The following is a 22,065-nucleotide window of genomic DNA, read 5'->3' on the forward strand; positions in this document are numbered from 1 at the left end:
TCAGGCCTGGTTGAGCTGGGCTTTAAGTAGATCGCGAAAGGTCTGTATCAGCGGTTCGCGGCTTCGGCCCCGGCGCATGATCATCGAAAACGGCGCCTGGTAGCCAAAGGTGGCCGGCAGCAGCACGCGCAGGTCGCCCTTGTCGGCCCAGGCCTGGGCGTAGTGCTCGGGCAGATAGCCGATGTAGGCCCCCGACAGCACCAGGATCAGCTGCGCCTCCATGCTTTCCACGGTGGCCGCGCTGTGCTTGAAGCCGTGGCGCGCCAGTTCGGCCTGGCTCCAATAACCCCGCCCGACCATACGTTGCTGGGTAATGACCTGCTCGGGAATGCGCCGTTCATTGAACAACGGGTGCCGGGTGCTGCAATAGAGCCAGTGCTGTTCGCGGTACAGCGGCATGTAGATCAGCCCGCTCATGCGGTTGGAAAACGCGCCAATGGCCAGGTCCAGGCGATTGTCCTGGACCCCCAGTTGCAGTTCATAAGGGCTCATCACCGACAGATGCAAATGAACCGCCGGGTGTTCGAGGCTGTAGGCACCGATCACCTCAGCGAACGGCAGCGCTTTGTCGCTGACGGTGGAGTCGAGCACGCCGAGCTTGAGCGTGCCGCGCAATTCGCCCTTCAACGCGGCGGCATATTGTTCGAAGCCTTCCAGCTCGGCCAATAAACGCAAGGTTTCCTGATAAAACAGCGCGCCCTTGCTGGTCAGGCTGAAGCCGCCCCGCCCGCGATGGCACAGCACCAGGCCCAACGCCGATTCCAGCTGGCTCATATAGGTGCTGATGGCTGACGTCGACAGGTTGAGTGCGTGCTGGGCGTTGGCGAACCCCTGGTGCCGCACGACGCTGACGAAGATGCGCAGCAGTTTCAGGTCGGGCAAGGCGTTGGCCATTAAATCTCCGCAGGCGCTCTCATTTGAACCGAGTTTACCCCAGGCTTTAGTTTAGAAAAATCTGAACTAAGTATTTGCCTCTGCCGATTCTTCCCTGCCCTCGCTTTTTACAGAATCGGCCACCTGATAAACACCACAACGATGAGGCAATCCCGTGGACAAGATTTTCCACCAACCACTGGGCGGCAACGAAATGCCGCGCTTCGCCGGCATCGCCACCATGATGCGCCTGCCCCACCTGCAAACGGCCAAGGGCCTGGACGCGGCCTTTATCGGCGTGCCCCTGGACATCGGCACCTCGCTGCGCGCCGGCACCCGCTTCGGGCCTCGGGAAATTCGCGCCGAATCGGTGATGATCCGTCCGTACAACATGGCCACCGGTGCTGCGCCGTTCGATTCGCTGTCGGTTGCGGATATCGGCGACGTGGCGATCAATACCTTCAATCTCCTCGACGCCGTGCGCATCATCGAACACGCCTACGATGAAATCCTCGAGCACGACGTCATCCCCATGACCCTGGGTGGCGACCACACCATCACCCTGCCGATCCTGCGGGCGATTCACAAGAAACACGGCAAGGTCGGGCTGGTGCACATCGACGCCCACGCCGACGTCAACGACCATATGTTCGGCGAGAAAATCGCCCACGGCACCACCTTCCGCCGTGCCGTGGAAGAGGGTCTGCTCGATTGTGACCGCGTGGTGCAGATCGGCCTGCGTGCCCAGGGCTACACCGCCGAAGACTTCAACTGGAGCCGCAAGCAGGGCTTCCGTGTGGTCCAGGCCGAAGAATGCTGGCATCACTCGCTCGCGCCGTTGATGGCCGAAGTGCGCGAAAAGGTCGGCGGCGGCCCGGTGTACCTGAGCTTCGACATCGATGGCATCGACCCGGCCTGGGCACCGGGCACCGGCACGCCGGAAATCGGCGGGCTGACCACCATCCAGGCGATCGAGATCATTCGTGGCTGCCAGGGCCTGGACCTGATTGGTTGTGATCTGGTGGAAGTTTCGCCGCCCTATGACACCACCGGCAACACCTCGCTGCTGGGTGCCAACCTGCTGTATGAAATGCTCTGCGTACTGCCTGGCGTGACACATCGCTGATGAACGATGAGCAGTTCCAAAAACAATGAAAACAGTGTCTTCACACTAACAGTCAAGGGGATCGCACAGATCCCCAACCACTGATGTACCTGACCTTGGCTCGCACGTTTGCCGAGCCGACTGCCGCCTGATCGTCCATAAAAAATATAATCGGAGAATCAACGCCATGGCTTTGGATCTATTCGTCGTACTCATCTACACCGCCGGCATGCTGGTGCTCGGCTACTACGGCATGCGCCGCGCCAAGACCCATGAAGATTACCTGGTGGCCGGACGCAACCTGGGGCCATCCCTGTACATGGGCACCATGGCCGCCACGGTATTGGGCGGCGCCTCCACCGTCGGCACCGTGCGCCTGGGTTATGTGCACGGTATTTCCGGTTTCTGGCTGTGCGCCGCACTGGGCGCGGGGATCATTGCGCTGAACCTGTTCCTGGCCAAGCCGCTGTTGAAGCTGAAAATATTCACCGTCACCCAGGTCCTGGAGAAACGCTACAACCCCATGGCTCGCCAGGCCAGTGCAGTGATCATGCTGGCTTACGCACTGATGATTGCAGTGACCTCGATCCTGGCCATTGGCACTGTGCTACACGTGCTGTTCGGCCTGCCGTTCTGGATCTCGGTGCTGCTGGGCGGTGGCGTGGTAGTCGTGTATTCGACCATCGGCGGCATGTGGTCGCTGACCCTGACCGATATCGTGCAGTTCGTGATCAAGACGGTGGGGCTGATGTTCATTCTGTTGCCGATCTGCCTGTACCGCGTCGGCGGCTGGGATGAACTGGTGGCCAAGCTGCCGGCATCGAGTTTCAGCTTCACCGCGATCGGCTGGGACACGATCATGACCTACTTCATGATCTACTTCTTCGGCATCCTGATCGGCCAGGATATCTGGCAGCGCGTATTCACCGCCCGCGACGAAAAAGTTGCCCGGCACGCCGGCACCTTCGCCGGGTTCTATTGCATTGTTTATGGCCTGGCATGCGCATTGATCGGCATGGCGGCGCATGTGCTGATCCCGGACCTGGACAACGTCGACAACGCGTTCGCGGCCATCGTCAAAGCCTCGCTGCCGGACGGCATCCGCGGCCTGGTAATTGCTGCTGCCCTGGCGGCGATGATGTCCACGGCCAGCGCCGGCTTGCTCGCCGCCTCCACCGTGCTGACCGAAGACTTGTTGCCACGTTTGCGCGGCGGCAAGCAGTCGAGCCTGGGCGTCAACCGCTTGTTCACCCTGCTGACCGGCATCGCCGTGCTGGGCATCGCACTGGTGGTGAACGATGTAATCAGCGCCCTCACCCTGGCCTATAACCTGCTGGTGGGCGGCATGCTGATCCCGCTGATCGGAGCGATCGTGTGGAAACGCGCGACCACCGCCGGGGCGATTACGTCGATGGGCCTGGGGTTCTTCACCGCGCTGGTATTTATGTTCAAGGATGGGCTGGATGCAAACACGCCGATTTATTACAGCCTCGCGGTGGCGTCGGTGAGTTTTGTGCTGGTGAGTGTGGTGTCGCGTAAACCGGGAGCGGTGGCGGCACGGGTGGCTTGAAACAAATGTGGGAGCGGGCTTGCTCGCGAATGCGGTAAATCAGTCAACTATTTATCGACTGACTCAACGTATTGGCAAGCAAGCCCGCTCCCACCTCAATCCCGAGTTGGCTGGGGCTCAACGCCGACGGGGACGGCGTTGCTCGTCATCGGTGCGAATCGGCACCGGCTGCAGTGGAGGCTCGATCAAGCCTAGCGCAACGCCAAGGTCATGGAGCCAGGTTTGAATTTTCTCTTTCATGATGTGCCCCCTTTGAGGGTAATGCGTGTAGGCGCCCGTTTTGTCGCCCTTTCCTACACTGATAGTAGCCCTAAGTCCTACGTATTGCTTGCGCGAAACCACAACGAACTATTACTGAATGGATCAGGATCCTGACGAATCGTTCAAGCAATCTCGCGCCTGTCTTGCACGCTGTCTGCCTGGCTCGCCTGCTGCAACTCGATCCATGCATTGAGGTTAGCGCCGAGCATACCCTTTCGCCACATCAACCAGGTGGTGGCAGTGGCAAAAGGCCCAGTCAGCGGATGAACGGACACGCTGTCCCTGCCCGGCAGGCTGTCGAGCATGGATTCGGACATCAACGCCACGCCTGAACCGGCGATGACACAGGCGAGCATGCCTTGGTAGGACTCGATCTCGATGGCGCGGCCCATGGCCACACGCTCGTGGGAAAACCACGTCTCCAGGCGGGTCCGATAGGCGCAACTGCGGCGGAACGTGAAGACCGAGCGGCCGGCCACATCCTGGGGGCCGCGCACCGGCGGGTGGTCGGCCTCGCAAATGATCACCAGGCGCTCTTCGCACAACGGCACGCCGTCCAGCGTGGCAATCGTCAATGGACCATCCACCAGCGCCGCATCCAGCCGCCCGGTGATCAAGCCTTCCAGCAGTTCGCCGCTCGGCGCAGATTGCACCTGCAGGTTCACTTTCGGGTAAGCCTTGTGATAACGCGCCAAAAGGGTGGGCAAGTGAATCGCCGCCGTGCTGTACATGCTGCCAAGGACAAAATCACCCGCCGGTTGCCCGCCCTGCACGGCGCCGTGAGCTTCGTCGTGCAGCGCCAATAGACGGGTGCTGTAGTCCAGCAGCACTTTACCCGCAGGAGAAAGTTGCAAGCGCTGGCGTTCACGCACAAACAGCTCGACGCCAAGCTGTTCTTCCATTTGCTTGAGCCGGGTCGACAGGTTCGACGGCACACGGTGCAAGCGCTCGGCGGCGCGGGTAATGGAGCCCTCCTCCGCCACCGCCTGGAAGATGCGCAGTTGACTGAACTCCATAGCCTTTCTCCAAAACTGAACAAGTTACTCACTATTATTCATTTTTACAGAAAGTCAATCCGCTTTAGCCTGAAGGTCTTCGCTTTCTCGCAGGACACTTGAACATGTCACCGTTGATTCGCTTAACCGCCAGCTTTGTCGCCCTGATGATGGCCATGGGCATTGGTCGCTTTGCCCTGACCCCGCAGATGCCGCATTTGCTCAGCGAAGGTCAGATCGACCTGACCGGCGCCGGGGTGATCGCGGCCGCCAATTACCTGGGTTACTTCGTCGGTGCGGTGGACTCGATCTTCGCCCGCAGTCATCAACATATCAAAGGCCGCTTGTACGGCGGGTTGTGGCTGTGCGTGCTGCTGACACTGGCGTCCTATTGGGCCGAGGGCTTCTGGCCCCACCTGCTGCTGCGTTTCGGCACTGGTGTCGCCAGCGCCTGGGCCCTGGTGATGATTACCAGCCTGAGCCAGCCGCTGGCGATTGCCGCCGGCCGGCCACGCCTGGGAGCGCTGGTGTTCGCAGGGCCTGGCTTGGGCATTGTGCTCACCGGCCTGCTGGCGCTGGGCGCCAATCTATTGGGGCAAAGCTCCGCGACGCTGTGGCTGGTGTATGGCGCGGTGGCACTGGCGATGCTACTGGCGATCCTGCCCTTCCTGCCGAAGCCGACCACACTGGCTGCACCCGCCTCCACCGCCGGCAATAACGGCAGCATCGCGCACTTGGGCTGGATCTACTTCCTGTACGGCCTGGGCTACATCATTCCAGCGACCTTCCTGTCGCAGATGGCCAGTGCGCAGTTCAAGGGCGCCTGGCAGGCCGACGTGTTCTGGCCGTGCTTTGGCCTGGCCGCAGCGATGGGCGTGGTGATTGCCAGCCTGCGCCGCAAGGACCCGAACACCACCCGACGCTGGCTGATGACCACGCTGTGGCTGCAAGCGGCCGGCGTATTCACTTGCCTGCTGGGCAATGGCTGGGGGCTGGCGTTGGGGGTGTTGCTGTGCGGAGCACCGTTTCTGGCCTGCATGCAATTGGTCATGGCGCGCCTGCGCGAGATAGCGCCCCACGGCTACCAGCGCAGCACCGGGTTGTTGACGGCCAGCTTTGCCATTGGCCAATTGAGCGGGCCGCTGCTGGCCTCGGTGAGCAGCCACTGGAGCGGCGGCCTGCAACCGGCGTTGGTGATTGCCGGTTGCGGCCTGCTGGTGGCGGGCGGTGTAGTGCTCAGCCAGCGACCACAGGGGTTGGCAAACGCACCTGCTCACGCCGCGCCAGTACCAGAAAAAACAGCCCACCCAGGAAGCAGCCGGTAAACCAGGCGAAATTGGCCATGCCTTGCAACGCCGGCGTGAAGGTGATGGCGACGCCCACCAGCGTCGCCGGCACCAGGGCCTTGACCGCCGTCCAGTTCACTCCGCCGTCGAAGTAATAGCGCCCGCTCGGACTGTCATCGAACAGCGCATCCACGTCGATGCGCTGCTTTTTGACCAGGTAAAAATCCACCAGGAGGATGCCGAACAGCGGCCCGATAAACGCGGCCAGGATATCCAGGGTGTAGTGAATCATCAGCGGGTTATTGAACAGGTTCCATGGCGTGATAAAGATCGACGCCACGGCCGCGATCATTCCACCCGCACGCCAGCTGATTTTATTCGGCGCGATGTTGGCGAAGTCGAACGCCGGCGAGACAAAGTTGGCGACGATATTGATGCCGATAGTGGCGGTGACGAAAGCGAAGGCGCCCAGCAACACGGCCATGCTGTTGTCGATACGCGACACGGTGGCGATGGGGTCGTGCAACATTTCGCCAAATACTGGCAAGGTGCCCGAGACGATCACCACAGTTACCAGGGAGAATGCCAGGAAGTTCACCGGCAGCCCCCAGAAGTTGCCCCGGCGCACGTCCTGCATGCTGCGGCAGTAGCGGCTGAAATCGCCAAAATTCAGGGTAGGCCCGGAGAAGTACGACACCACCAGCGCCGTCGCCACGATCACCTGGCCGAACGCCTGCCAGCCCGACAGCGATTTTTCCGCCAGGGTAAAGCTGATATTTGCCCAGCCCGCTTTCCACACAATCCAGCCGGCCAGGGCAAACATCACCGCGTACACCACCGGGCCGGCCCAGTCGATAAAGCGGCGGATGGACTCCATGCCGGCCCAGAACACAGCGGCCTGCAGCACCCACAGGGTAAGAAAGCCGAACCAGCCCAGGTAAGACAACCCGGCAAAGTGCGGCTCGGCATACACGGCCATCGACGGAAAAAAGCGCAGCACCACAATGATCAAGGCACTCGACGCCAGGTACGTCTGAATCCCGTACCAGGCAACCGCGATCAGGCCACGGATCACCGCAGGAATATTTGCGCCAAATACACCAAATGCCAGTCGGCAAATCACGGGATAAGGTACCGCCGCTTGCTGACTCGGCTTGGCCACCAGGTTGGCGATCAATTGCACAATGCAAATGCCCGCGAGCAAGGCAATCAACACCTGCCAACTGGCCAGCCCCAGGGCAAACAGACTGGCGGCGAACACGTACCCGCCGACGCTGTGCACGTCGCTCATCCAGAAGGCGAAGATGTTGTACCAGGTCCATTTTTGCGGCAGTGGACCCAGGTCCTGGTTATACAGGCGTGGACTGTAGCCTTTGGGCAATGGGTCGGTCATCGCGAAACTCCTCGAAATATCGCCCTGCGCTGCCGTAGCGAAATGCATACGGTAGGCAATACGGGTTGTATACGAGGTAGTCAGCAGAATGCGTGCCAACGGCACACAATACCTGTGGAACGGCGCTCCAAAGACACTATGATGGTTTAGATAAAACAGTTATGCGCAGCAACGGTGCACGACAATCCTGTACACAATCACTGGCGCACCCGTTGTGCACAGAGGTAGCCGACTGTGCAACAGATCGCTGTGAGAACAGTCCCCCACGCCATGTCCATTACCGCCAAGCCGGCGGACCAGCCTTGCAGTGTGGCCCAATTGCTCAGGTCGTAAGTGCCATAGGCCACCAACCCAAGCAAGGCGCCCAAACGCGCAGCGCGTTGCCAGCTCGCGCTGGGCAGAACAACGAAGATCACGCAACCGAGGACATACAGCAGATAGAACACGACGGCGGGCAGCAGTCGGGGCTGATCGAGCATCAGCGAGCCGAGCAGGCTCTTATAGGTAGGGCCCATGAGGACGCCCAGCCAGAGCCCGTCCAGCACCAGAAAGGCGACCAGCGTGCCGAGGTAGGCAAACAACGTTTTCTTAGACATTTGACCGGTCCACTGTAGGAGCAAACATGCTCCTACAGCAGAGCCAGGCGCACTCAGCTTAGTTCAATGCGATCGGCATGAATCACAATCTGCCCCTGCTTGTAGAGCGCACCAATGGCCTTTTTGAAGTTGCCTTTGCTCACGCCGAACAAGTTGCTGATGACGGCGGGATCGCTTTTATCACTGACCGGCAAGGTGCCGTTGTTGTCACGCAATTTGGCGAGGATCTTCGAGTTGAGGCTCGAAGCCGCTTCCTGGCCAACCGGCTGCAGGCTCAGGCTGATGTTGCCATCGGCGCGGATCTCTTTGATAAAGCCTTTCTCTTCCTTGCCCGGGCGCAGGAACTTGAACACTTCGTTCTTGTGGATCAGGCCCCAGTGCTTGTTGTTGATGATCGCCTTGAAGCCCATGTCCGTGGCTTCGGCCACCAGCAGGTCGACTTCCTGGCCCACCTGGTAATTGGCCGGCGTTTTGTCCAGGTAACGATCAAGGCGCGCGGTGGCGGTGATGCGCCGGGTGTGCTTGTCGAGGTAGACATGCACCACGCAGTATTCACCGGCGCTCAACTGACGTTTTTCTTCCGAATAGGGCAGCAACAGATCCTTGGGCAGGCCCCAATCGAGGAACACACCGATGCTGTTGACTTCCACCACTTTCAAACTGGCAAATTCGCCCACTTGAACTTTGGGTTTTTCCGTGGTGGCGATAAGTTTGTCATCACTGTCCAGATAAATGAAAACGTTAAGCCAGTCTTCATCTTCACTGGGAATGTCTTTGGGGATATACCGATTAGGCAAGAGGATTTCACCGTCCTGCGCACCATCCAGGTACAAACCGAAGTTAGTGTGTTTAACCACTTGCAAGCTGTTGTAGCGCCCGACTAAAGCCATTTCCAGATACCCTCATTGCGTGGGCGGCATTCTACCCGAGTTGAGCCAGACACGCGCGCGCGCCTGAAAAATCCGCGGGCTGAGGTGGCGCGCCAATGGCACCGCCCGCTCGTCTGATCAGTCCTGCGAATTTTACCCGCGGCCAGCATCCGTACGTCTCAAGCTTTCGAATTAAAACAGTCAGTTAGCGGGTTAATGGGTTGATCAAGTTCGGTCTTTTGCAGACGCGACATTTAATTCCTCGGGGATATTTGCCAAGCAATTGTCAAGTATTTCCTGTACGATGCCTGGCCAAGTTAATTTTCTACAGGTTAGTGGCCGCCATGCGCGTAAAAGCATCCAACAGCAAAGCAAAGCCAGCTCCCGCCGTTGAAACCAGCGAATCGATCAACAGCCAGATTGCTGCGTTCCTCAAGTCCGGTGGCGAAATCCAGCAAATTGCCAAGGGCGTGAGCGGCCAGACTTTCGGCCCGTCCAAGCAGATCAGCCTGGGCAAGAAGTAATACCTGCGCAACGCACCTGGTCCCTATGCGTCTTGCCTTCAAGGCGCTAGGACTAGAGCCCGAAACACCTTCGCAACACCTTGATCCTCACATCAATCGACGAACGGGCCTCACCTGCGAGCTTTCGCCGGTATCCTTGCACACGTCTAGCACGGGCATCTGCTCGTCTTTCTTCGTCACTGCTCCTCGCTTTTCATGGAGTGAAGCATGCTCAAATCCTGCATTCTACTGGTCAGCGCGCTTGTCGCTTGTCCGCTCGCCGACGCGCAGATTTTTCAGCGCGAATTGGGCGACTTCGACCTGAAATTGGGCACCACTCCCAGCCGCAGCATGGCACAGGGCCTGGTCAAGCCGACCTCCCCCGGCAGCGATGCGTTCCATGGCGGGCTGGACGTGAGTCACGACAGCGGCCTGTACGTCGGCCAGTTTTCACCGAACATGGGGTTGTCCTCGCCCAGCACCCTTGAAGTCGACTCCTATATGGGCTTCAAACACCCCTTCGACCAGACCCTGGGCTACGAAGTGGGTTTGATTCACTACAGCTACCCCAAGGTCAGCCCCCTCGACAGCCAGGCGTTTTATGGTGGCCTCAACCTGCTGGGCAACCGTTTCGGCGTGTCCTTCAGCAACGACCCCGACCGCCAGGACAGCACGCTGTTTGCCGACCTCGGCGGCACCCAGCCGTTCGGCATCGGCGTCAGCATGAAGTACACCACCCATCAACTGGGCACACCGGTGTCGGTGGAGAACGGCGCCATCAGCAGCTTCAGCGACTGGTCGGTGCAACTTTCCCGGGCCTGGAAAGGGGTCGACCTGGACCTGATCTACAGCGACTCCAGCCTCAGTGGCGGTGACTGCTCGGCCTACTCCGGACACAATTCGCAATGTGACGGTCTGTTGACCTTGAAGGCTGTTCGGTCGTTTTATTGATGGGCTGAACTGTCGCACCCTGTGCAGGTTCACATGCATTAACCCCACCCGTGCAAGGAACCGCCCATGTTGCGTCGGCTCAAACTTCTGGTGTTATTGCTGACCCTGAGCCTGGTGCTCGCCGGCTGCAATCGCGTGGGCCTGGCCTACCGTAATCTTGACGTGATCATCCCCTGGACCCTCAGCGACTATCTGGAGATGAATGCCGGGCAGAAGAGCTGGTTCAACGACACACTCAAGGAGCATCTGACCTGGCACTGCACCACGCAATTGCCGGGTTACCTGGACTGGCTGGACCGCCTGCAACAGATGGTCGACAGCAATCAGGTCACCGACGCCGCCTTGCAGGCCCGCACCGTCGAAGCCAAACAGGCCATCGCCGAGATCGCGCGTGAAATCACCCCGTCTGCGGTTCAACTGCTGCAAGGCCTGGACGATCAGCAGGTCAAGGAGATGAACGACGCCCTGGCCAAAGACCTGCGCAAACGCCAGGACGAATACCTCAAGCCGCCGTTGGCCCAGCAGATCAAGGAGCGCGCCGAGCGCATGAGCAAGCGTCTGGACGCCTGGATCGGCCCACTCAGCGCCAGCCAGCAGCAGCGGGTGATGGCCTGGTCTGTGGCGCTGGGGGATCAGAACAACGCGTGGATCGGCAACCGTGCCCACTGGCAGGCGCAGTTCAGCGAGGCGGTGCAGCAGCGCAACAGCGCTGAGTTTGCGCAAAAAATGCAGCGATTGTTGGTCGATCGGGAAAGCCTCTGGACACCGCAATACCGTGCTGCCTATGCACAGACCGAAGCTGCGGCGCGTAGCCTGATCGTGGATTTGATGGCGCAGAGCACTGAGCAACAGCGCATGAAGCTGAGCCAGAAAATCGACAAGGTTCGCAGCGACTTTCAGGCCCTCAAATGCCTCAAGGCTGCCTCTGCGTGATGTGGGAAAGGGCGTGCTCTCGATAGCAGCGGGTCAGATTCTTCTCAGCGACTGACAAACTGCTATCGGGGGCAAGCCCTACCGCCATCTGTAGGAGCGAGCTTGCTCGCTCCTACACTGACCGGGATTGGGGCAAGCCCCGTCCCACAGGGTTGTGCGAGGTCTTCAGATCGCGCCGCCGGCAATTGCCGCCTTGGAGGCCACGTGATCGAAGGTCGCTTCGTCCAGCGCATCTTCCTGCTGGTCCAGCACATGGCGTGGATGGTGTTCGCCTGGAATGGAACTGTCGATCAGGGAGAGCAGGCTAGAACCGCGCGGCGTCAAAATGAAGTTCTCCCCATTGCCGCCTTCCTCCTGCGGACGCGATTCGATAAACCCACGCTTGAGCAACAGCGCTTCGTAGTCGGCAGCAGTCTTTTTCAGCGTATCCAAGTTACCTACGGACTCGCCCGCCGTGGCTTTCTCGGCGGCTTCCTGTTCGGCGTACTTGCGCGGGGCAAAGCTGCCCTCACCATTCTGCACTTCGTGCAGCAGACGTTCGATCAGATCCCAGTTGTAAGTCGTCATCCTGATTCCTCCTGCAGGCCCACGAAAAAGTAGCCCGTCTGCAGGTGTGACACGCCAGGTCGGCCGCCGTTCAGCCGGATCGACGGCTGCCATTTCTCTGAACTTTCCCGACGTTCGCCCCCTCAACCGTACACAATCGCCAAGGAGGTCCCCGATGAAAACCCTGATGAACCTGGCCATCGCCGCCACGCTGCTGAGCACGCTGCCCGCCTGGGCCTGCACGCCGGAAGAAGCCACCGCCAAGCGTGAGCAACTGGCGCGGGAAGTCACCCAGCTCACTGAGCAGAACCCGACCAAGGCCAAAGAGATGAACGACGAGTTGCAGAAAATGGACCTGGACACCGAAAGCGCGGAATTCCCCGACAAGTGCCAGTTGATCGATGCCCGGCTCAAGGAACTCAAGGAAGCGGCGGCAAAGGCCAAAAGCTGAATGCAGGAGTGGACGCGGAGCGTCCTGGGAACGATCAAAAAAAAACCGGACATCGTCCGGTTTTTTCATATCAACCGATCTTATTCGGCAGCCGGCGTTTCCGGCTTGCGGCGCTTGAGCGGGGCCATGCCGTCCTTGCTGACGAGCGACAGGTTGTCGGTCTTCGGCCGGTTGGCTATCTTGCGCTTGGTCGGCGACTTGGCGCCGGCTTTCTTCTTGTCGCCCTTGGCGTCGGTCTTTTTCTTCTTCACCCCAACCGCCTTGCCCGAGGCCTTGACCTTCTTCGGCCCGGTGTAGGTGCCTTTGACTTCCTTGATGGTACGGCGCTCGAATGATTGCTTGAGGTAGCGCTCGATGCTCGACATCAGGTTCCAGTCGCCGTGACAGATCAGCGAGATGGCCAGGCCATCGTTGCCGGCACGCCCGGTACGGCCGATACGGTGCACGTATTCGTCGCCGCTGCGCGGCATGTCGAAGTTGATCACCAGGTCCAGGCCATCCACGTCCAGACCGCGCGCGGCGACGTCGGTGGCGACCAGGATCTTCACGCCGCCGGCCTTGAGGCGGTCGATGGCCAGTTTGCGATCCTTCTGGTCCTTTTCGCCGTGCAGCACGAACGCCTTGTATTCCTGCGCCACCAGCCGGCCGTAGATACGGTCGGCAGCAGCGCGGGTGTTGGTGAAGACGATGGCCTTCTGATAGGTCTCGTTGGCCAGCAGCCAATTGAGGATCTGTTCTTTATGCACGTTGTGGTCAGCGGTGACGATCTGCTGACGCGTGGTCGCGTTCAGGTCGCTGACGTTGTTGACCTGCAGGTGCTCGGGGTTGTTCAGCACCTTGGCGACCATGTCGCGCAGGGTCGAGCCGCCGGTGGTGGCGGAGAACAGCATGGTCTGCTGGCGGTTGACGCACTCGGCTACCAGGCGCTGCACGTCGTCGGCAAAGCCCATGTCGAGCATGCGGTCGGCTTCGTCAAGCACCAGCACTTCGACTTCCTTGAGGTCGAGGTTGCCGGCATTGAGTTGCTCGATCATGCGGCCCGGGGTGCCGATCAGGATGTCCGGCACCTTGCGCAGCATGGCGGCCTGGACCTTGAAATCTTCACCGCCGGTGATCAGGCCGGACTTGATGAAGGTGAACTGCGAGAAGCGCTCCACTTCCTTCAAGGTCTGCTGGGCCAGCTCGCGGGTCGGCAGCAGGATCAGGGTCTTGATGCTGACGCGGACTTTGGCCGGACCGATCAGGCGGTTGAGAATCGGCAGGACGAAAGCAGCGGTCTTGCCGCTACCGGTTTGCGCCGTCACCCGCAGGTCACGCCCCTGGAGCGCGAGCGGAATGGCCGCTGCCTGCACAGGCGTAGGCTCGACAAATTTAAGCTCGGCCACGGCTTTGAGCAGGCGTTCGTGCAGGGCGAATTGGGAAAACACGGGTGCTACCTCGAAGAAATACAAAATATCAGCTGCATAGGTTACCGGTTTCGGGCGTCCAAACCGAGTTTCTTTACGCGAACGGTGCTAATCAGCTGCTTTTTTGTCAGCGATTTTGTCCGTGGCGTCAACTTTGTTGCACTTAAATGCTCTAATCGGCCCGTGTTGTCTTACAGAAGAATCGGTTAACCCATGGATATCAAACAGCTCTGGCTCAACGTCCAAGACCTCTGGGGCGCCCTCGATGAACACCCGGTCCTGCATTCCAGCCTCGGCTTGCTGGTACTGCTGGTGGTGGCCTTGGTGGTAGGGCGTGTGGCACGTTACCTTATCCTGCACGCGGTCAAGTTACTCGGCCGGCAACCGGCGCTGCACTGGCTTAACGATCTGCGGCATAACAAAGTCTTCCATCGCCTGGCGCAGATGACGCCGTCCCTGGTGATCCAGTTCGGCCTGTACCTGGTGCCGGACCTGAGCAAGACCGCCATCCTGTTCATCGGCAACGTGGCCCTGGCGATCACCATCCTGTTCATGGTGCTGGCGATAAGTGCCCTGCTCAACGCGCTGCTGGATATCTACGCACGCACCGAACATGCGCGCACCCGCTCGATCAAGGGCTATGTGCAGCTGGCAAAGATGGTGCTGTTCGTGTTTGGTGCAATCATCATCGTCGCCACCCTGATCGACCGTTCGCCGCTGTTGCTGCTATCGGGCCTGGGTGCGATGTCGGCAGTGATCCTGTTGGTGTACAAGGACACGCTGCTGTCGTTCGTCGCCAGTGTGCAATTGACCAGCAACGACATGCTGCGGGTCGGCGACTGGATCGAAATGCCCCAGGTCGGTGCCGACGGGGATGTGGTGGATATCACCCTGCACACGGTCAAGGTGCAGAACTTCGACAAGACCATCGTCTCCATTCCCACCTGGCGCCTGATGTCCGAGTCGTTCAAGAACTGGCGCGGCATGCAGGCCTCCGGCGGCCGGCGCATCAAGCGCAGCCTGTTCATTGACGCCAGCGGCGTGCGCTTTTTGCGCGATGACGAAGAAGAGCGCATGACCCAGGTGCACCTGCTCACCGGCTACATCGGTCGCAAACAGGCCGAACTCAAGGCCTGGAACGAGGCCCAGGGCCACAGCGCGCAACTGTCGGCAAACCGCCGCCGCATGACCAACCTGGGGACCTTTCGCGCCTATGCCCTGGCGTACCTGCAAAGTCACCCGGACATCCAGCCGAACATGACCTGCATGGTGCGCCAGATGCAGACCACCGCCCAGGGCGTGCCGCTGGAAATCTACTGCTTCACCCGCACCACGGCGTGGGCGGACTACGAGCGCATCCAGGGGGATATTTTCGATTATTTATTGGCGGTGTTGCCGGAGTTCGGCTTGAGCCTGTATCAGCAGCCGAGCGGCACGGACCTGCGCGGCGGGCTGTTTGCGATGACGCAAAATGCCAACGCCGCGCAAACCCTGGAGCACTGACAACCTGAGCTGCGAGGGGCTTGACCGGCCCCTCGCAGTGGCCGCTACTTAAGTTGGAACTGCGGGTCACCGGTCAATTGGTAAAGGTACTCCACACCCTTCGGCCAAGGCCCATACCCCGCGTCGCCGCTGATATGGCCGGCGTCCTGCTCCCACACCAGTTCACTGCCCCATGCCTCGCCGAACGCTTTCGCCCGCTCCTGGGTGACGTAGGGATCGTTGGTGCTCGCCACCAGGATCGTGCGAAAAGGCAGGCGCTGCATCGACATCGGCGTAAAACCGGTGGTGCCCGACGGATACGAGTCCGCCTCGGTATCGCTCGGCGCCACCAGCAAGGCGCCCTTCACCTTGTTCGACTGCGGATACTGCGCCGCCCAGCGGGTGATCAGGGTAATCGCCAGGCTGTGCGCGACCAGCACAACGTCGCTGTCGGCCGCCTCTATCGCCTGATTCAGGCGCGCCACCCAATCGGCAGCGACCGGTGTTTCCCAGTCCTGCTGCTCCACCCGCTGCAAACCGTGGAACTGACGCTCCCATTGCGATTGCCAATGGGCTTCACCGGAGTTGAACAGGCCCGGCAGGATCAAAACGTTGACTGTCATCTTCCCTCTCCCTCAAGACCTTTCATACACGACCAAAAAACCACTGCACTGCAAAAAACACCAGCACACCGATAAAACTCGACAACAACATACGCCGAGTCAGGAAAAACAACATAAACACCGCTACAGACCCTAGCAGATAAGGGTTTTGCACACTGAAATCGATGGCCGTCCCGGTGGGCACCAGCATCGCCGGCACCACCAACGCCGCCAGCACCGCCGGAGGCACCGCGCCCAATACCGTCTTGGCCAGCGGTGACAGCTCGCGCTGCCCCCATAGCACCAGGGGCAGGTAGCGTGGCAGGAACGTGCAAAGGCCCAAACCGAAAATCAAGATCCAGGTAGTCATTTCACAGCTCCTTGGCGCGACGTTTTTCCAACACTTCACACAGCACACCCATCGCGGCGCCCGCGACGGTGGCGATCAACAAGCCCAGGTTGTAAGGCAGCGCGACAAACAGCAGCGCCACCACCCCGGCACAGCTCACCGTGGCCCATACCTTCCAGTTGACCAGGGTGGACGCCAGCATGGCGACGAACACTGCGATCATCGGGAAATCCAGCCCGTGCTGAATCAGGTCGGGCAACGAGGCACCGATGGCGATACCGATCACGGTCGCCACCATCCAGTTCACATACATGGCCAGGGAAGCACCCGCATAGAACCATTGCCAACCCGGATAGGCCTCGTGGTGTTTCTTGAATCGATCCAGCATCACGAAGAACACCGCGTCGATCATGCCGAAGGCCAATACCGCACGCCAGCGCTGCGACAAGTGGCGGGTGCTGGAACGCAATACCGTGCTGTAGATCAACAGGCGCAGGCTGAGCACCAGGCCCGTCAGGAGTAACACCGACGCGGCCGCATCCTGCTGCAGCAACTTGATGGCAATGAACTGCACCGTGCCCGAGTTCAGGACCATGGCGAGCGCCAACGTCTTGGCTTCCCCCAGGCCGCTGGTCATGCCGAAGGCACCGCCCAGCAGCCCCATGGGAAATGCCGACACCAGAAACGGAATCATCGCCTTCGCCCCGGCGGTCAACTCTTCCCGGCGATTGGGCATCGGGCCGGCATTGAGCGCGACGGCGCCCGCTGCCACCGCCGCGTCCTGTACAAACGACTCTTTATGGGTCATGTCGATTCCTTATTGATGAGTACGTGGGCTGCTGGTCGGGCAGGCCGCGTTGATCACGGCAGCCACCGCTTCGGGGCGAGTCCGGCAGAAGTAATGCCCACCGTCGTCGATCACCTGCAGCGACACGTCCTGACTGAACAGACTCCAACGCTGATAGCGCTCGGCGAAGTCAGCAGTCATGCCATCGTCACGCGTCACCACCACGGTCAGCGGCGCCACCAGGGTTCGGTCGCGCCACGCCTCCTCGGCATCGGCCAGGTACAGATTGGCCACCGTGGCGTCATGGCGGAAAGCACGGATCAAGGTGGCCGACTGTTGCTCATTCATCTGTGCCAGTTCCTGGTAGCCCGTTTCGCCGACCATCCAGTTCAACACTTGCTCATGGCTCAGCGCCTGGGTTTGCGCGGTGCGCTGGCGCGTCGACTCGGCGTCGTCGAGTAACTTGCCACCAATGAACAGCCGGGAAATCGTGCGCCCCAGCCCTTCAAGCAATCGCGCGGTTTCCAGCATCAGCGCCGCACCGACGCAATGCCCCCAGAACAACAGCGGTACACCCGGCGAAGTCTGCTCAATGGCGCGGGCGATGCGTTGCGCCGCTTCCTGCACATCCAGCAGCGGCTCATCGGCACGGGTGATGTCGTGCCCCGGCAGTTCGACCGCAAAGAGATCCCGCTCAGCGCCATCCGCCGCCAATGCCTGGCCCAGGTCGCGGAAGTTGATGGCGTTGCCGCCCGCATAGGGGAAACACACCACCGCAGCGCTGGCGTGACTGCACGGTGGTGCCAGGCGCTGCAACACGCTCTGTACATCCCCCGCGCCGGCATCGATGGCGTCGGCCAGGGGCTTGAGCGTGGAGTGGCGCATCAGGTTGGGAATCGAGATCAAGCCTTCAGACACCAGCGCGACGCGAATCGCCGCCATCGAGGTACCGCCCAGCTCGAAGAAGTTGTCCTCAAGCTGGATGCTCTCTACCGGCACTCCGAGCACTTGCGCCCACACCTGGGCAATACGCCGCTCGGTGGGTGTGTGCGGGGCCAATGGCGTGGCGCCTGACCCGGCACCCTGGGACTTGCTCGCCCGCGCAAAGGTCATGACCTCGACGGCCCGGGCCTGATTCAACAACTGCGCCTGTTCAGGGCTCGGCAGCGGGATGGCATCGTGGGGCGCCTGACGGTCACGGGTCATCAGTTCGAACGCCTGACGGTAGTAATCCCCCATCTGTTCGACGTATTGCGCACTGAAAACGTGGTCGTGGTAGTGCAGGCTCAGATGGACCTCGTCGGTGGAGAAATGCCGGGAGAATTCGGCACGCAGCACGAACTCGGTTTCAGAGTTGGCGCGCACGTCCAGCAGGTCGAACTCCGGCAGGCTCTCCAGGTCCTTGAGCAGATAGAAGTGGGTGTAGTTGAACGCGGTTTCGAACAGCGGTTGTTGGGTGCCCATGTCTTGCTTGATCTGCGCCATCGGGTAACGGCGGTGCGGCAGCAGGTCGGTTTCGGCGTTGTACACCTGCTGGATCAATTGCGCCCACGACCCCTTGGCGATCTTCACCCGCAGCGGCAGGGTATTGAGGAACAGGCCAATCGCCCGCGTCGCCCCATCCACCTCGGGACGCCCACTGTGCTCATAGCCGACCAGCACGTCATTGTCGGCGGTCAGTTCGCTCAGGACCTTCAGGTGCGCGGCCATCAACACGGTTTTGACCGGCACATTCAGGGCATCGGCCAACGCAATGATGCGCTCCGACAGCCCGGTGTCGATCTTCACTTCATGGAACACCACCGATAAGCCGTCCGTCGGCTGCTCAGCTTGCAGGCGCGGCAGTTGGGTAAACCGCGCCTCCTCCATCAGGTCGTGCCAGAATTGACCGTCGGCAACGCTGGCCAGCGACTGCTGCTCCAGGCCCATGTAGTTGCGCAGGTGGTTATCGACCAGCGGCTTGTCGTACGTGTTGCCCTTGAGCAGGCTGTAGTAGATGTCGAACAACTGCGTGTGTACCAGCGTGATGCTCCAGCCATCCAGGGCCGAGTTGTGCTGGCTGAGCACATAACGATACAGCGTGTCGCTCAGCACATGCACATGCAGGCGCACCAGTCCGGCATTTTCCCAGACAAAACGGTGGGCCTTTTCGTCTTCCAGCCATTGCTGGTACCACTGTTCCTGGGCCTGCTCGTCCATGCCACGCAGGTCCGCCATCGTCAGCGGCAGCTCCACGTCCCGATTGACCATCTGGATGAACTGGTCGAAGCCGGACAAATGATAACTGGTGCGGAAAATCGGATTACGCTGCACCAGAATCCGCACGGCTTGCTCGAATACGGCCAAATCAATTGCGCTTTTGATCGTGTAGCTGATGATGTCGTGATACTGCGCAGTGCCGAAACTGAGTTCGTTCTGGAAGATCAGTCCGGCCTGCAGCATGGACAACGGGTAGGCGTCTTCGGCGCTTTCGGGCAAGCGTTCGCGGTCCGCCGGGCTCAGCAGTTCATAAGGTTCAAACGTATGGCGAACCTGTTCGCCGCCAGTGCCGGACGCCAGCCCCTCCACCAGTTGAGCGACGGTCGGACGGGCAAAGAAGTCCTGGAAGGTGAAGTCCATGCCTTGGGTACGCGCCCGGGCCAGGATAGTCACGAAGTGGATGGAGTCACCCCCCAGTGCGAAGAAGTTGTGATGCACGCCAATCGGGCGCACGCCCAGCACGTCTTCCCAAATGCCCACCAGCAAGGTCTCACTGGCGTTGCGCGGCGCCACGTACTCCGTGTCGTCGGCGTTGGTCAATTGCGGGTCCGGCAGTGCTTTTCGATCCAGCTTGCCGCTGGGTGACAACGCGAAGGCCTCAAGCACGGTCAGGTGGGTGGGCACCATATAGTCGGGCAAAAACTGCCCGAGGAAGCTGCGCAGTTGCGCCAGGTCCAGGGTGTGCGGCGCCTCGACATAGCCGCACAGCGATTGGGTCTCGCCGAGGGTGCGTACCACGACCACCGCCTCACGCACCTGGGGAAAAGCGCGCAGGCGGCTTTCGATTTCACCTAATTCGATGCGCAGGCCGCGCAGTTTGACTTGGTTATCGATACGCCCCAGGTATTCGATTTCCCCGTTCGGCAACCAGCGTGCAAGGTCGCCGGTGCGGTAGATACGCGACTCGCCCGCCACCGGCTGCTCGACAAAACGCTCGGCCGTCAACGCCTCGCGCTGATGATAGCCACGGGCCAAACCGGCACCGGCAATGCACAGCTCGCCGGGCACACCGACCGGCAGGGGCTGAAGGTTCGCCCCCACAATGTGCAGGCGCGTGTTATCGATGGGTTTGCCGATGGGCACCAAGTGACTCAGGTTGCGCCCGCAGCAGTTGAAGTAAGACACATCCACCGTGGCCTCGGTAGGCCCGTACAAGTTGATCAGGGCCGTGGCGTGGGTGTCGAACAGCAGCGTTTCAAACAACCGCACCTGGTGCACGCCAAGCGCTTCGCCACTGGCGAACACCTGGCGCAGGCTCGCCAACCGGGCGCCGGAACGGGCGCTCTGCACATACCCGAGGAACGCGTTCAACATCGACGGCACGAAGTGCAGCGTCGTGACCCGATGGGCCTCAATAGTGCTGACCATCGCCTCCGGGTCACGCTCCGCGCCCGGTGCCAGCAGGCACACCGTCGCGCCCTCGATCATCCACCAGAACAGTTCCCATACCGATACGTCGAAGGCAATCGGGGTCTTCTGCAAAATCACATCGCCAGGGCCGATAGGATAGGCACGCTGCATCCAGGCCAGGCGATTGACCACCGAGTGATGCTCCACCATCACGCCCTTGGGCTGACCGGTAGAACCGGAGGTGTAGATGACGTAGGCGAGGTTGCGCGAATCGCCCACCACCGCCAGCGCCTGGTCGTCGGCCGCGTATACAGCGGCATCGGCCAGGTCGATGACCTGCTGTTCGCGGTCCGCCGACTCGCTCAGCAGGTGCGTCTGCGCCAGAATCAGCAGGGCGCCACTGTCATTGAGTACATAGTCAATCCGCGACTGCGGATAGTTCGGGTCGATGGGCAGGTACGCCCCGCCCGCCTTGAGCACAGCCAGAATCGCCACCAGCATTTCGTTGGAGCGCTGGGCCACCACCGCCACCACCTGGTCACGGCACACGCCGCGCTCGACGAGGGTGCGGGCCAGTTGGTTGGCCCGTTTATCCAGTTCGGCAAAGGTCATTTGCCCAGCGTCAGAGACCACTGCAACAGCCTCGGGGCGCTCCTGCACCTGACGAGCGAACAGCGTTTCGATCCTCACGTTCTGGTCGTAGGCCTGCGCGGTGGCATTGACCGTACTCAGAAAATCCACATCGCGGGCGGTCATCAGGTCGAGGTTCGCCAACGGCGCTTCAGGCGCACTCAAGACCTGCGCCAACAGTTCCTCCAGGTGCATGGCCACCCAGCGCAGCGTGGCGGCCTCATATTTGCGCTGATCGAAGTGGATCGTCAGCTCGACCTGCTCGGCGCCGACGTTAAAGCTGAACAGCGTCGCTACGTCCAGACGCTGTGCGAGGCCGGTCTTTTGCGGATGAGCGATTTCCACGGCCACGTCGAAAAACGGACTCTGGCCTTCGGTTTCCGGCAGTGAGAGTTCGTCGGCAAACAGCGCGAGCGGGTAGTCACTGTGCTCGATGGCGCCCAGTACGCGGCTGCGCACCTGGTCCAGCAATTGTTTGAAGCTGGTGTCGCTGTGCAGGCTGGCGTGCAGGGGGAACGCCAGGTTCTGCGACGCGACAAGGCTCGGTTCGAAGCTGGCCGGCAGACCGACCACCAGCACTTCGTGGCGCGTGTAGACCTGCAGCAGGGCGATCACCGCCGCCGTCAACAACACTTGCTGGCTGGCCTCGTTGCCTCGGGTCACCTTGATGACCTGGGCCGAGACCTCGCCACGCAAGGCGAGCGTCAGCGCGCTCTGGCGCGGTTCACCGGCCAGCGACGTGTCGACCGGAAAACCGGTTCTACTCCAGTCCAGGTTGAACAGTTCGCGCCAGTAAGCGGCTTGTTTCGGGCGCTGGGCCGCAGCGACCTTAAGTTGACCAAGGGTTTCAATCGATTGCATCACAAGC

At 60.7% G+C, this 22,065-nt stretch carries 20 protein-coding genes; 8 read left to right on the plus strand and 12 right to left on the minus strand.

Annotation, left to right across the window (positions count from 1 at the left end; genetic code table 11):
• A complete protein-coding gene (locus PspCFBP13528_RS12855) occupies positions 1-894 on the minus strand; it encodes a LysR family transcriptional regulator (RefSeq protein ID WP_137200345.1) in 894 nt (297 codons plus the stop codon).
• A 154-nt stretch (positions 895-1,048) separates the two neighbouring features.
• Between PspCFBP13528_RS12855 and speB the strand changes: the two genes are divergently transcribed.
• Together speB and PspCFBP13528_RS12865 are read left to right on the plus strand one after the other, a co-directional pair.
• Complete coding sequence (speB, locus tag PspCFBP13528_RS12860; RefSeq protein ID WP_065949735.1) at positions 1,049-1,999, plus strand: agmatinase; 951 nt, start codon at positions 1,049-1,051, stop codon at positions 1,997-1,999.
• Between the two features lie 166 nt (positions 2,000-2,165).
• Positions 2,166-3,548, plus strand: a complete 1,383-nt coding sequence (locus tag PspCFBP13528_RS12865) for a sodium:solute symporter (protein ID WP_137200346.1) — start codon at positions 2,166-2,168, stop codon at positions 3,546-3,548.
• 117 nt (positions 3,549-3,665) lie between these two features.
• Here PspCFBP13528_RS12865 and PspCFBP13528_RS28060 read toward each other — a convergent pair whose 3' ends face one another.
• Together PspCFBP13528_RS28060 and PspCFBP13528_RS12870 are read right to left on the minus strand one after the other, a co-directional pair.
• Entirely contained in the window at positions 3,666-3,788 is a 123-nt protein-coding gene (locus PspCFBP13528_RS28060) for a PA1414 family protein (protein ID WP_017737772.1), read from the minus strand.
• A 143-nt stretch (positions 3,789-3,931) separates the two neighbouring features.
• Positions 3,932-4,825, minus strand: coding sequence for a LysR family transcriptional regulator (locus PspCFBP13528_RS12870; RefSeq protein ID WP_137200347.1), 894 nt, complete (start codon positions 4,823-4,825; stop codon positions 3,932-3,934).
• 104 nt (positions 4,826-4,929) lie between these two features.
• Here PspCFBP13528_RS12870 and PspCFBP13528_RS12875 point away from each other — a divergent pair, with 104 nt between their 5' ends.
• Positions 4,930-6,129 (plus strand): MFS transporter, encoded by a 1,200-nt coding sequence (locus PspCFBP13528_RS12875; RefSeq protein ID WP_137200348.1) that lies wholly within the window; start codon positions 4,930-4,932, stop codon positions 6,127-6,129.
• Here the strand turns inward: PspCFBP13528_RS12875 and PspCFBP13528_RS12880 are convergent.
• The 3 genes from PspCFBP13528_RS12880 to PspCFBP13528_RS12890 all read right to left on the minus strand — a co-directional run bounded on the left by PspCFBP13528_RS12880 (position 6,041) and on the right by PspCFBP13528_RS12890 (position 8,969).
• Positions 6,041-7,483 (minus strand): NCS1 family nucleobase:cation symporter-1, encoded by a 1,443-nt coding sequence (locus PspCFBP13528_RS12880; RefSeq protein ID WP_137200349.1) that lies wholly within the window; start codon positions 7,481-7,483, stop codon positions 6,041-6,043. The genes PspCFBP13528_RS12875 and PspCFBP13528_RS12880 overlap by 89 nt on opposite strands.
• A gap of 197 nt (positions 7,484-7,680) precedes the next feature.
• The gene (locus PspCFBP13528_RS12885; RefSeq protein ID WP_065949740.1) at positions 7,681-8,079 is read right to left on the minus strand and encodes a DUF2177 family protein; all 399 of its coding nucleotides are present in this window, start codon (positions 8,077-8,079) and stop codon (positions 7,681-7,683) included.
• Positions 8,080-8,132: 53 nt separating this feature from the next.
• Entirely contained in the window at positions 8,133-8,969 is an 837-nt protein-coding gene (locus PspCFBP13528_RS12890) for a S1-like domain-containing RNA-binding protein (protein WP_065884480.1), read from the minus strand.
• Positions 8,970-9,292: 323 nt separating this feature from the next.
• Here PspCFBP13528_RS12890 and PspCFBP13528_RS12895 point away from each other — a divergent pair, with 323 nt between their 5' ends.
• The 3 genes from PspCFBP13528_RS12895 (at position 9,293) to PspCFBP13528_RS12905 (ending at position 11,335) form a co-directional block, all read left to right on the plus strand.
• Positions 9,293-9,472, plus strand: a complete 180-nt coding sequence (locus PspCFBP13528_RS12895; RefSeq protein ID WP_003193095.1) for a hypothetical protein — start codon at positions 9,293-9,295, stop codon at positions 9,470-9,472.
• Positions 9,473-9,679: 207 nt separating this feature from the next.
• On the plus strand, positions 9,680-10,402 hold the full coding sequence (locus tag PspCFBP13528_RS12900; RefSeq protein WP_137200350.1) for a TorF family putative porin: 723 nt from the start codon (positions 9,680-9,682) through the stop codon (positions 10,400-10,402).
• 66 nt (positions 10,403-10,468) lie between these two features.
• Positions 10,469-11,335, plus strand: a complete 867-nt coding sequence (locus PspCFBP13528_RS12905) for a DUF6279 family lipoprotein (protein ID WP_065949742.1) — start codon at positions 10,469-10,471, stop codon at positions 11,333-11,335.
• Between the two features lie 165 nt (positions 11,336-11,500).
• On the opposite strand, the gene PspCFBP13528_RS12910 is transcribed toward PspCFBP13528_RS12905, so the two are convergent.
• Positions 11,501-11,902, minus strand: coding sequence for a transcriptional regulator (locus PspCFBP13528_RS12910; protein WP_065949743.1), 402 nt, complete (start codon positions 11,900-11,902; stop codon positions 11,501-11,503).
• 154 nt (positions 11,903-12,056) lie between these two features.
• Here PspCFBP13528_RS12910 and PspCFBP13528_RS12915 point away from each other — a divergent pair, with 154 nt between their 5' ends.
• Positions 12,057-12,332 (plus strand): hypothetical protein, encoded by a 276-nt coding sequence (locus PspCFBP13528_RS12915; RefSeq protein WP_065949744.1) that lies wholly within the window; start codon positions 12,057-12,059, stop codon positions 12,330-12,332.
• A gap of 80 nt (positions 12,333-12,412) precedes the next feature.
• Here the strand turns inward: PspCFBP13528_RS12915 and PspCFBP13528_RS12920 are convergent, their stop codons facing one another.
• Positions 12,413-13,759 (minus strand): DEAD/DEAH box helicase, encoded by a 1,347-nt coding sequence (locus PspCFBP13528_RS12920; RefSeq protein WP_065949877.1) that lies wholly within the window; start codon positions 13,757-13,759, stop codon positions 12,413-12,415.
• Between the two features lie 192 nt (positions 13,760-13,951).
• Between PspCFBP13528_RS12920 and PspCFBP13528_RS12925 the strand changes: the two genes are divergently transcribed.
• Positions 13,952-15,241: a mechanosensitive ion channel family protein gene (locus PspCFBP13528_RS12925; protein ID WP_137200351.1), complete on the plus strand. Its 1,290-nt coding sequence runs from the start codon at positions 13,952-13,954 to the stop codon at positions 15,239-15,241.
• Positions 15,242-15,285: 44 nt separating this feature from the next.
• On the opposite strand, the gene PspCFBP13528_RS12930 is transcribed toward PspCFBP13528_RS12925, so the two are convergent.
• Genes PspCFBP13528_RS12930 through PspCFBP13528_RS12945 form a run of 4 tightly spaced genes read right to left on the minus strand, consistent with a single transcriptional unit; the run spans position 15,286 to position 22,058 of the window.
• Positions 15,286-15,843, minus strand: a complete 558-nt coding sequence (locus PspCFBP13528_RS12930; protein WP_065949746.1) for an alpha/beta hydrolase — start codon at positions 15,841-15,843, stop codon at positions 15,286-15,288.
• A 22-nt stretch (positions 15,844-15,865) separates the two neighbouring features.
• Positions 15,866-16,192 carry an AzlD domain-containing protein gene (locus PspCFBP13528_RS12935; RefSeq protein ID WP_137200352.1) on the minus strand — a complete coding sequence of 109 codons (327 nt, stop codon included), beginning with the start codon at positions 16,190-16,192 and terminating at the stop codon, positions 15,866-15,868.
• A gap of 1 nt (position 16,193) precedes the next feature.
• Positions 16,194-16,979: an AzlC family ABC transporter permease gene (locus PspCFBP13528_RS12940; protein ID WP_083217916.1), complete on the minus strand. Its 786-nt coding sequence runs from the start codon at positions 16,977-16,979 to the stop codon at positions 16,194-16,196.
• Positions 16,980-16,988: 9 nt separating this feature from the next.
• Positions 16,989-22,058 carry a non-ribosomal peptide synthetase gene (locus PspCFBP13528_RS12945; RefSeq protein ID WP_137200353.1) on the minus strand — a complete coding sequence of 1,690 codons (5,070 nt, stop codon included), beginning with the start codon at positions 22,056-22,058 and terminating at the stop codon, positions 16,989-16,991.
• Between the last annotated feature and the right edge of the window lie 7 nt (positions 22,059-22,065).

Source organism: Pseudomonas sp. CFBP13528, assembly GCF_005233615.1.
GTDB classification, from domain to species: Bacteria; Pseudomonadota; Gammaproteobacteria; order Pseudomonadales; family Pseudomonadaceae; genus Aquipseudomonas; species Aquipseudomonas fluorescens_AM.

Coding starts and splice junctions, on each gene's coding strand:
- PspCFBP13528_RS12925 (WP_137200351.1), top strand. CDS start 13,952: ATGGATATCAAACAGCTCTGGCTCAACGTCCAAGACCTCTGGGGCGCC.
- PspCFBP13528_RS12880 (WP_137200349.1), bottom strand. CDS start 7,483: ATGACCGACCCATTGCCCAAAGGCTACAGTCCACGCCTGTATAACCAG.
- PspCFBP13528_RS12885 (WP_065949740.1), bottom strand. CDS start 8,079: ATGTCTAAGAAAACGTTGTTTGCCTACCTCGGCACGCTGGTCGCCTTT.
- PspCFBP13528_RS12900 (WP_137200350.1), top strand. CDS start 9,680: ATGCTCAAATCCTGCATTCTACTGGTCAGCGCGCTTGTCGCTTGTCCG.
- PspCFBP13528_RS12910 (WP_065949743.1), bottom strand. CDS start 11,902: ATGACGACTTACAACTGGGATCTGATCGAACGTCTGCTGCACGAAGTG.
- PspCFBP13528_RS28060 (WP_017737772.1), bottom strand. CDS start 3,788: ATGAAAGAGAAAATTCAAACCTGGCTCCATGACCTTGGCGTTGCGCTA.
- PspCFBP13528_RS12855 (WP_137200345.1), bottom strand. CDS start 894: ATGGCCAACGCCTTGCCCGACCTGAAACTGCTGCGCATCTTCGTCAGC.
- PspCFBP13528_RS12870 (WP_137200347.1), bottom strand. CDS start 4,825: ATGGAGTTCAGTCAACTGCGCATCTTCCAGGCGGTGGCGGAGGAGGGC.
- PspCFBP13528_RS12940 (WP_083217916.1), bottom strand. CDS start 16,979: ATGACCCATAAAGAGTCGTTTGTACAGGACGCGGCGGTGGCAGCGGGC.
- PspCFBP13528_RS12915 (WP_065949744.1), top strand. CDS start 12,057: ATGAAAACCCTGATGAACCTGGCCATCGCCGCCACGCTGCTGAGCACG.
- PspCFBP13528_RS12875 (WP_137200348.1), top strand. CDS start 4,930: ATGTCACCGTTGATTCGCTTAACCGCCAGCTTTGTCGCCCTGATGATG.
- PspCFBP13528_RS12895 (WP_003193095.1), top strand. CDS start 9,293: ATGCGCGTAAAAGCATCCAACAGCAAAGCAAAGCCAGCTCCCGCCGTT.
- PspCFBP13528_RS12890 (WP_065884480.1), bottom strand. CDS start 8,969: ATGGCTTTAGTCGGGCGCTACAACAGCTTGCAAGTGGTTAAACACACT.
- PspCFBP13528_RS12865 (WP_137200346.1), top strand. CDS start 2,166: ATGGCTTTGGATCTATTCGTCGTACTCATCTACACCGCCGGCATGCTG.
- PspCFBP13528_RS12935 (WP_137200352.1), bottom strand. CDS start 16,192: ATGACTACCTGGATCTTGATTTTCGGTTTGGGCCTTTGCACGTTCCTG.
- PspCFBP13528_RS12905 (WP_065949742.1), top strand. CDS start 10,469: ATGTTGCGTCGGCTCAAACTTCTGGTGTTATTGCTGACCCTGAGCCTG.
- PspCFBP13528_RS12930 (WP_065949746.1), bottom strand. CDS start 15,843: ATGACAGTCAACGTTTTGATCCTGCCGGGCCTGTTCAACTCCGGTGAA.
- PspCFBP13528_RS12945 (WP_137200353.1), bottom strand. CDS start 22,058: ATGCAATCGATTGAAACCCTTGGTCAACTTAAGGTCGCTGCGGCCCAG.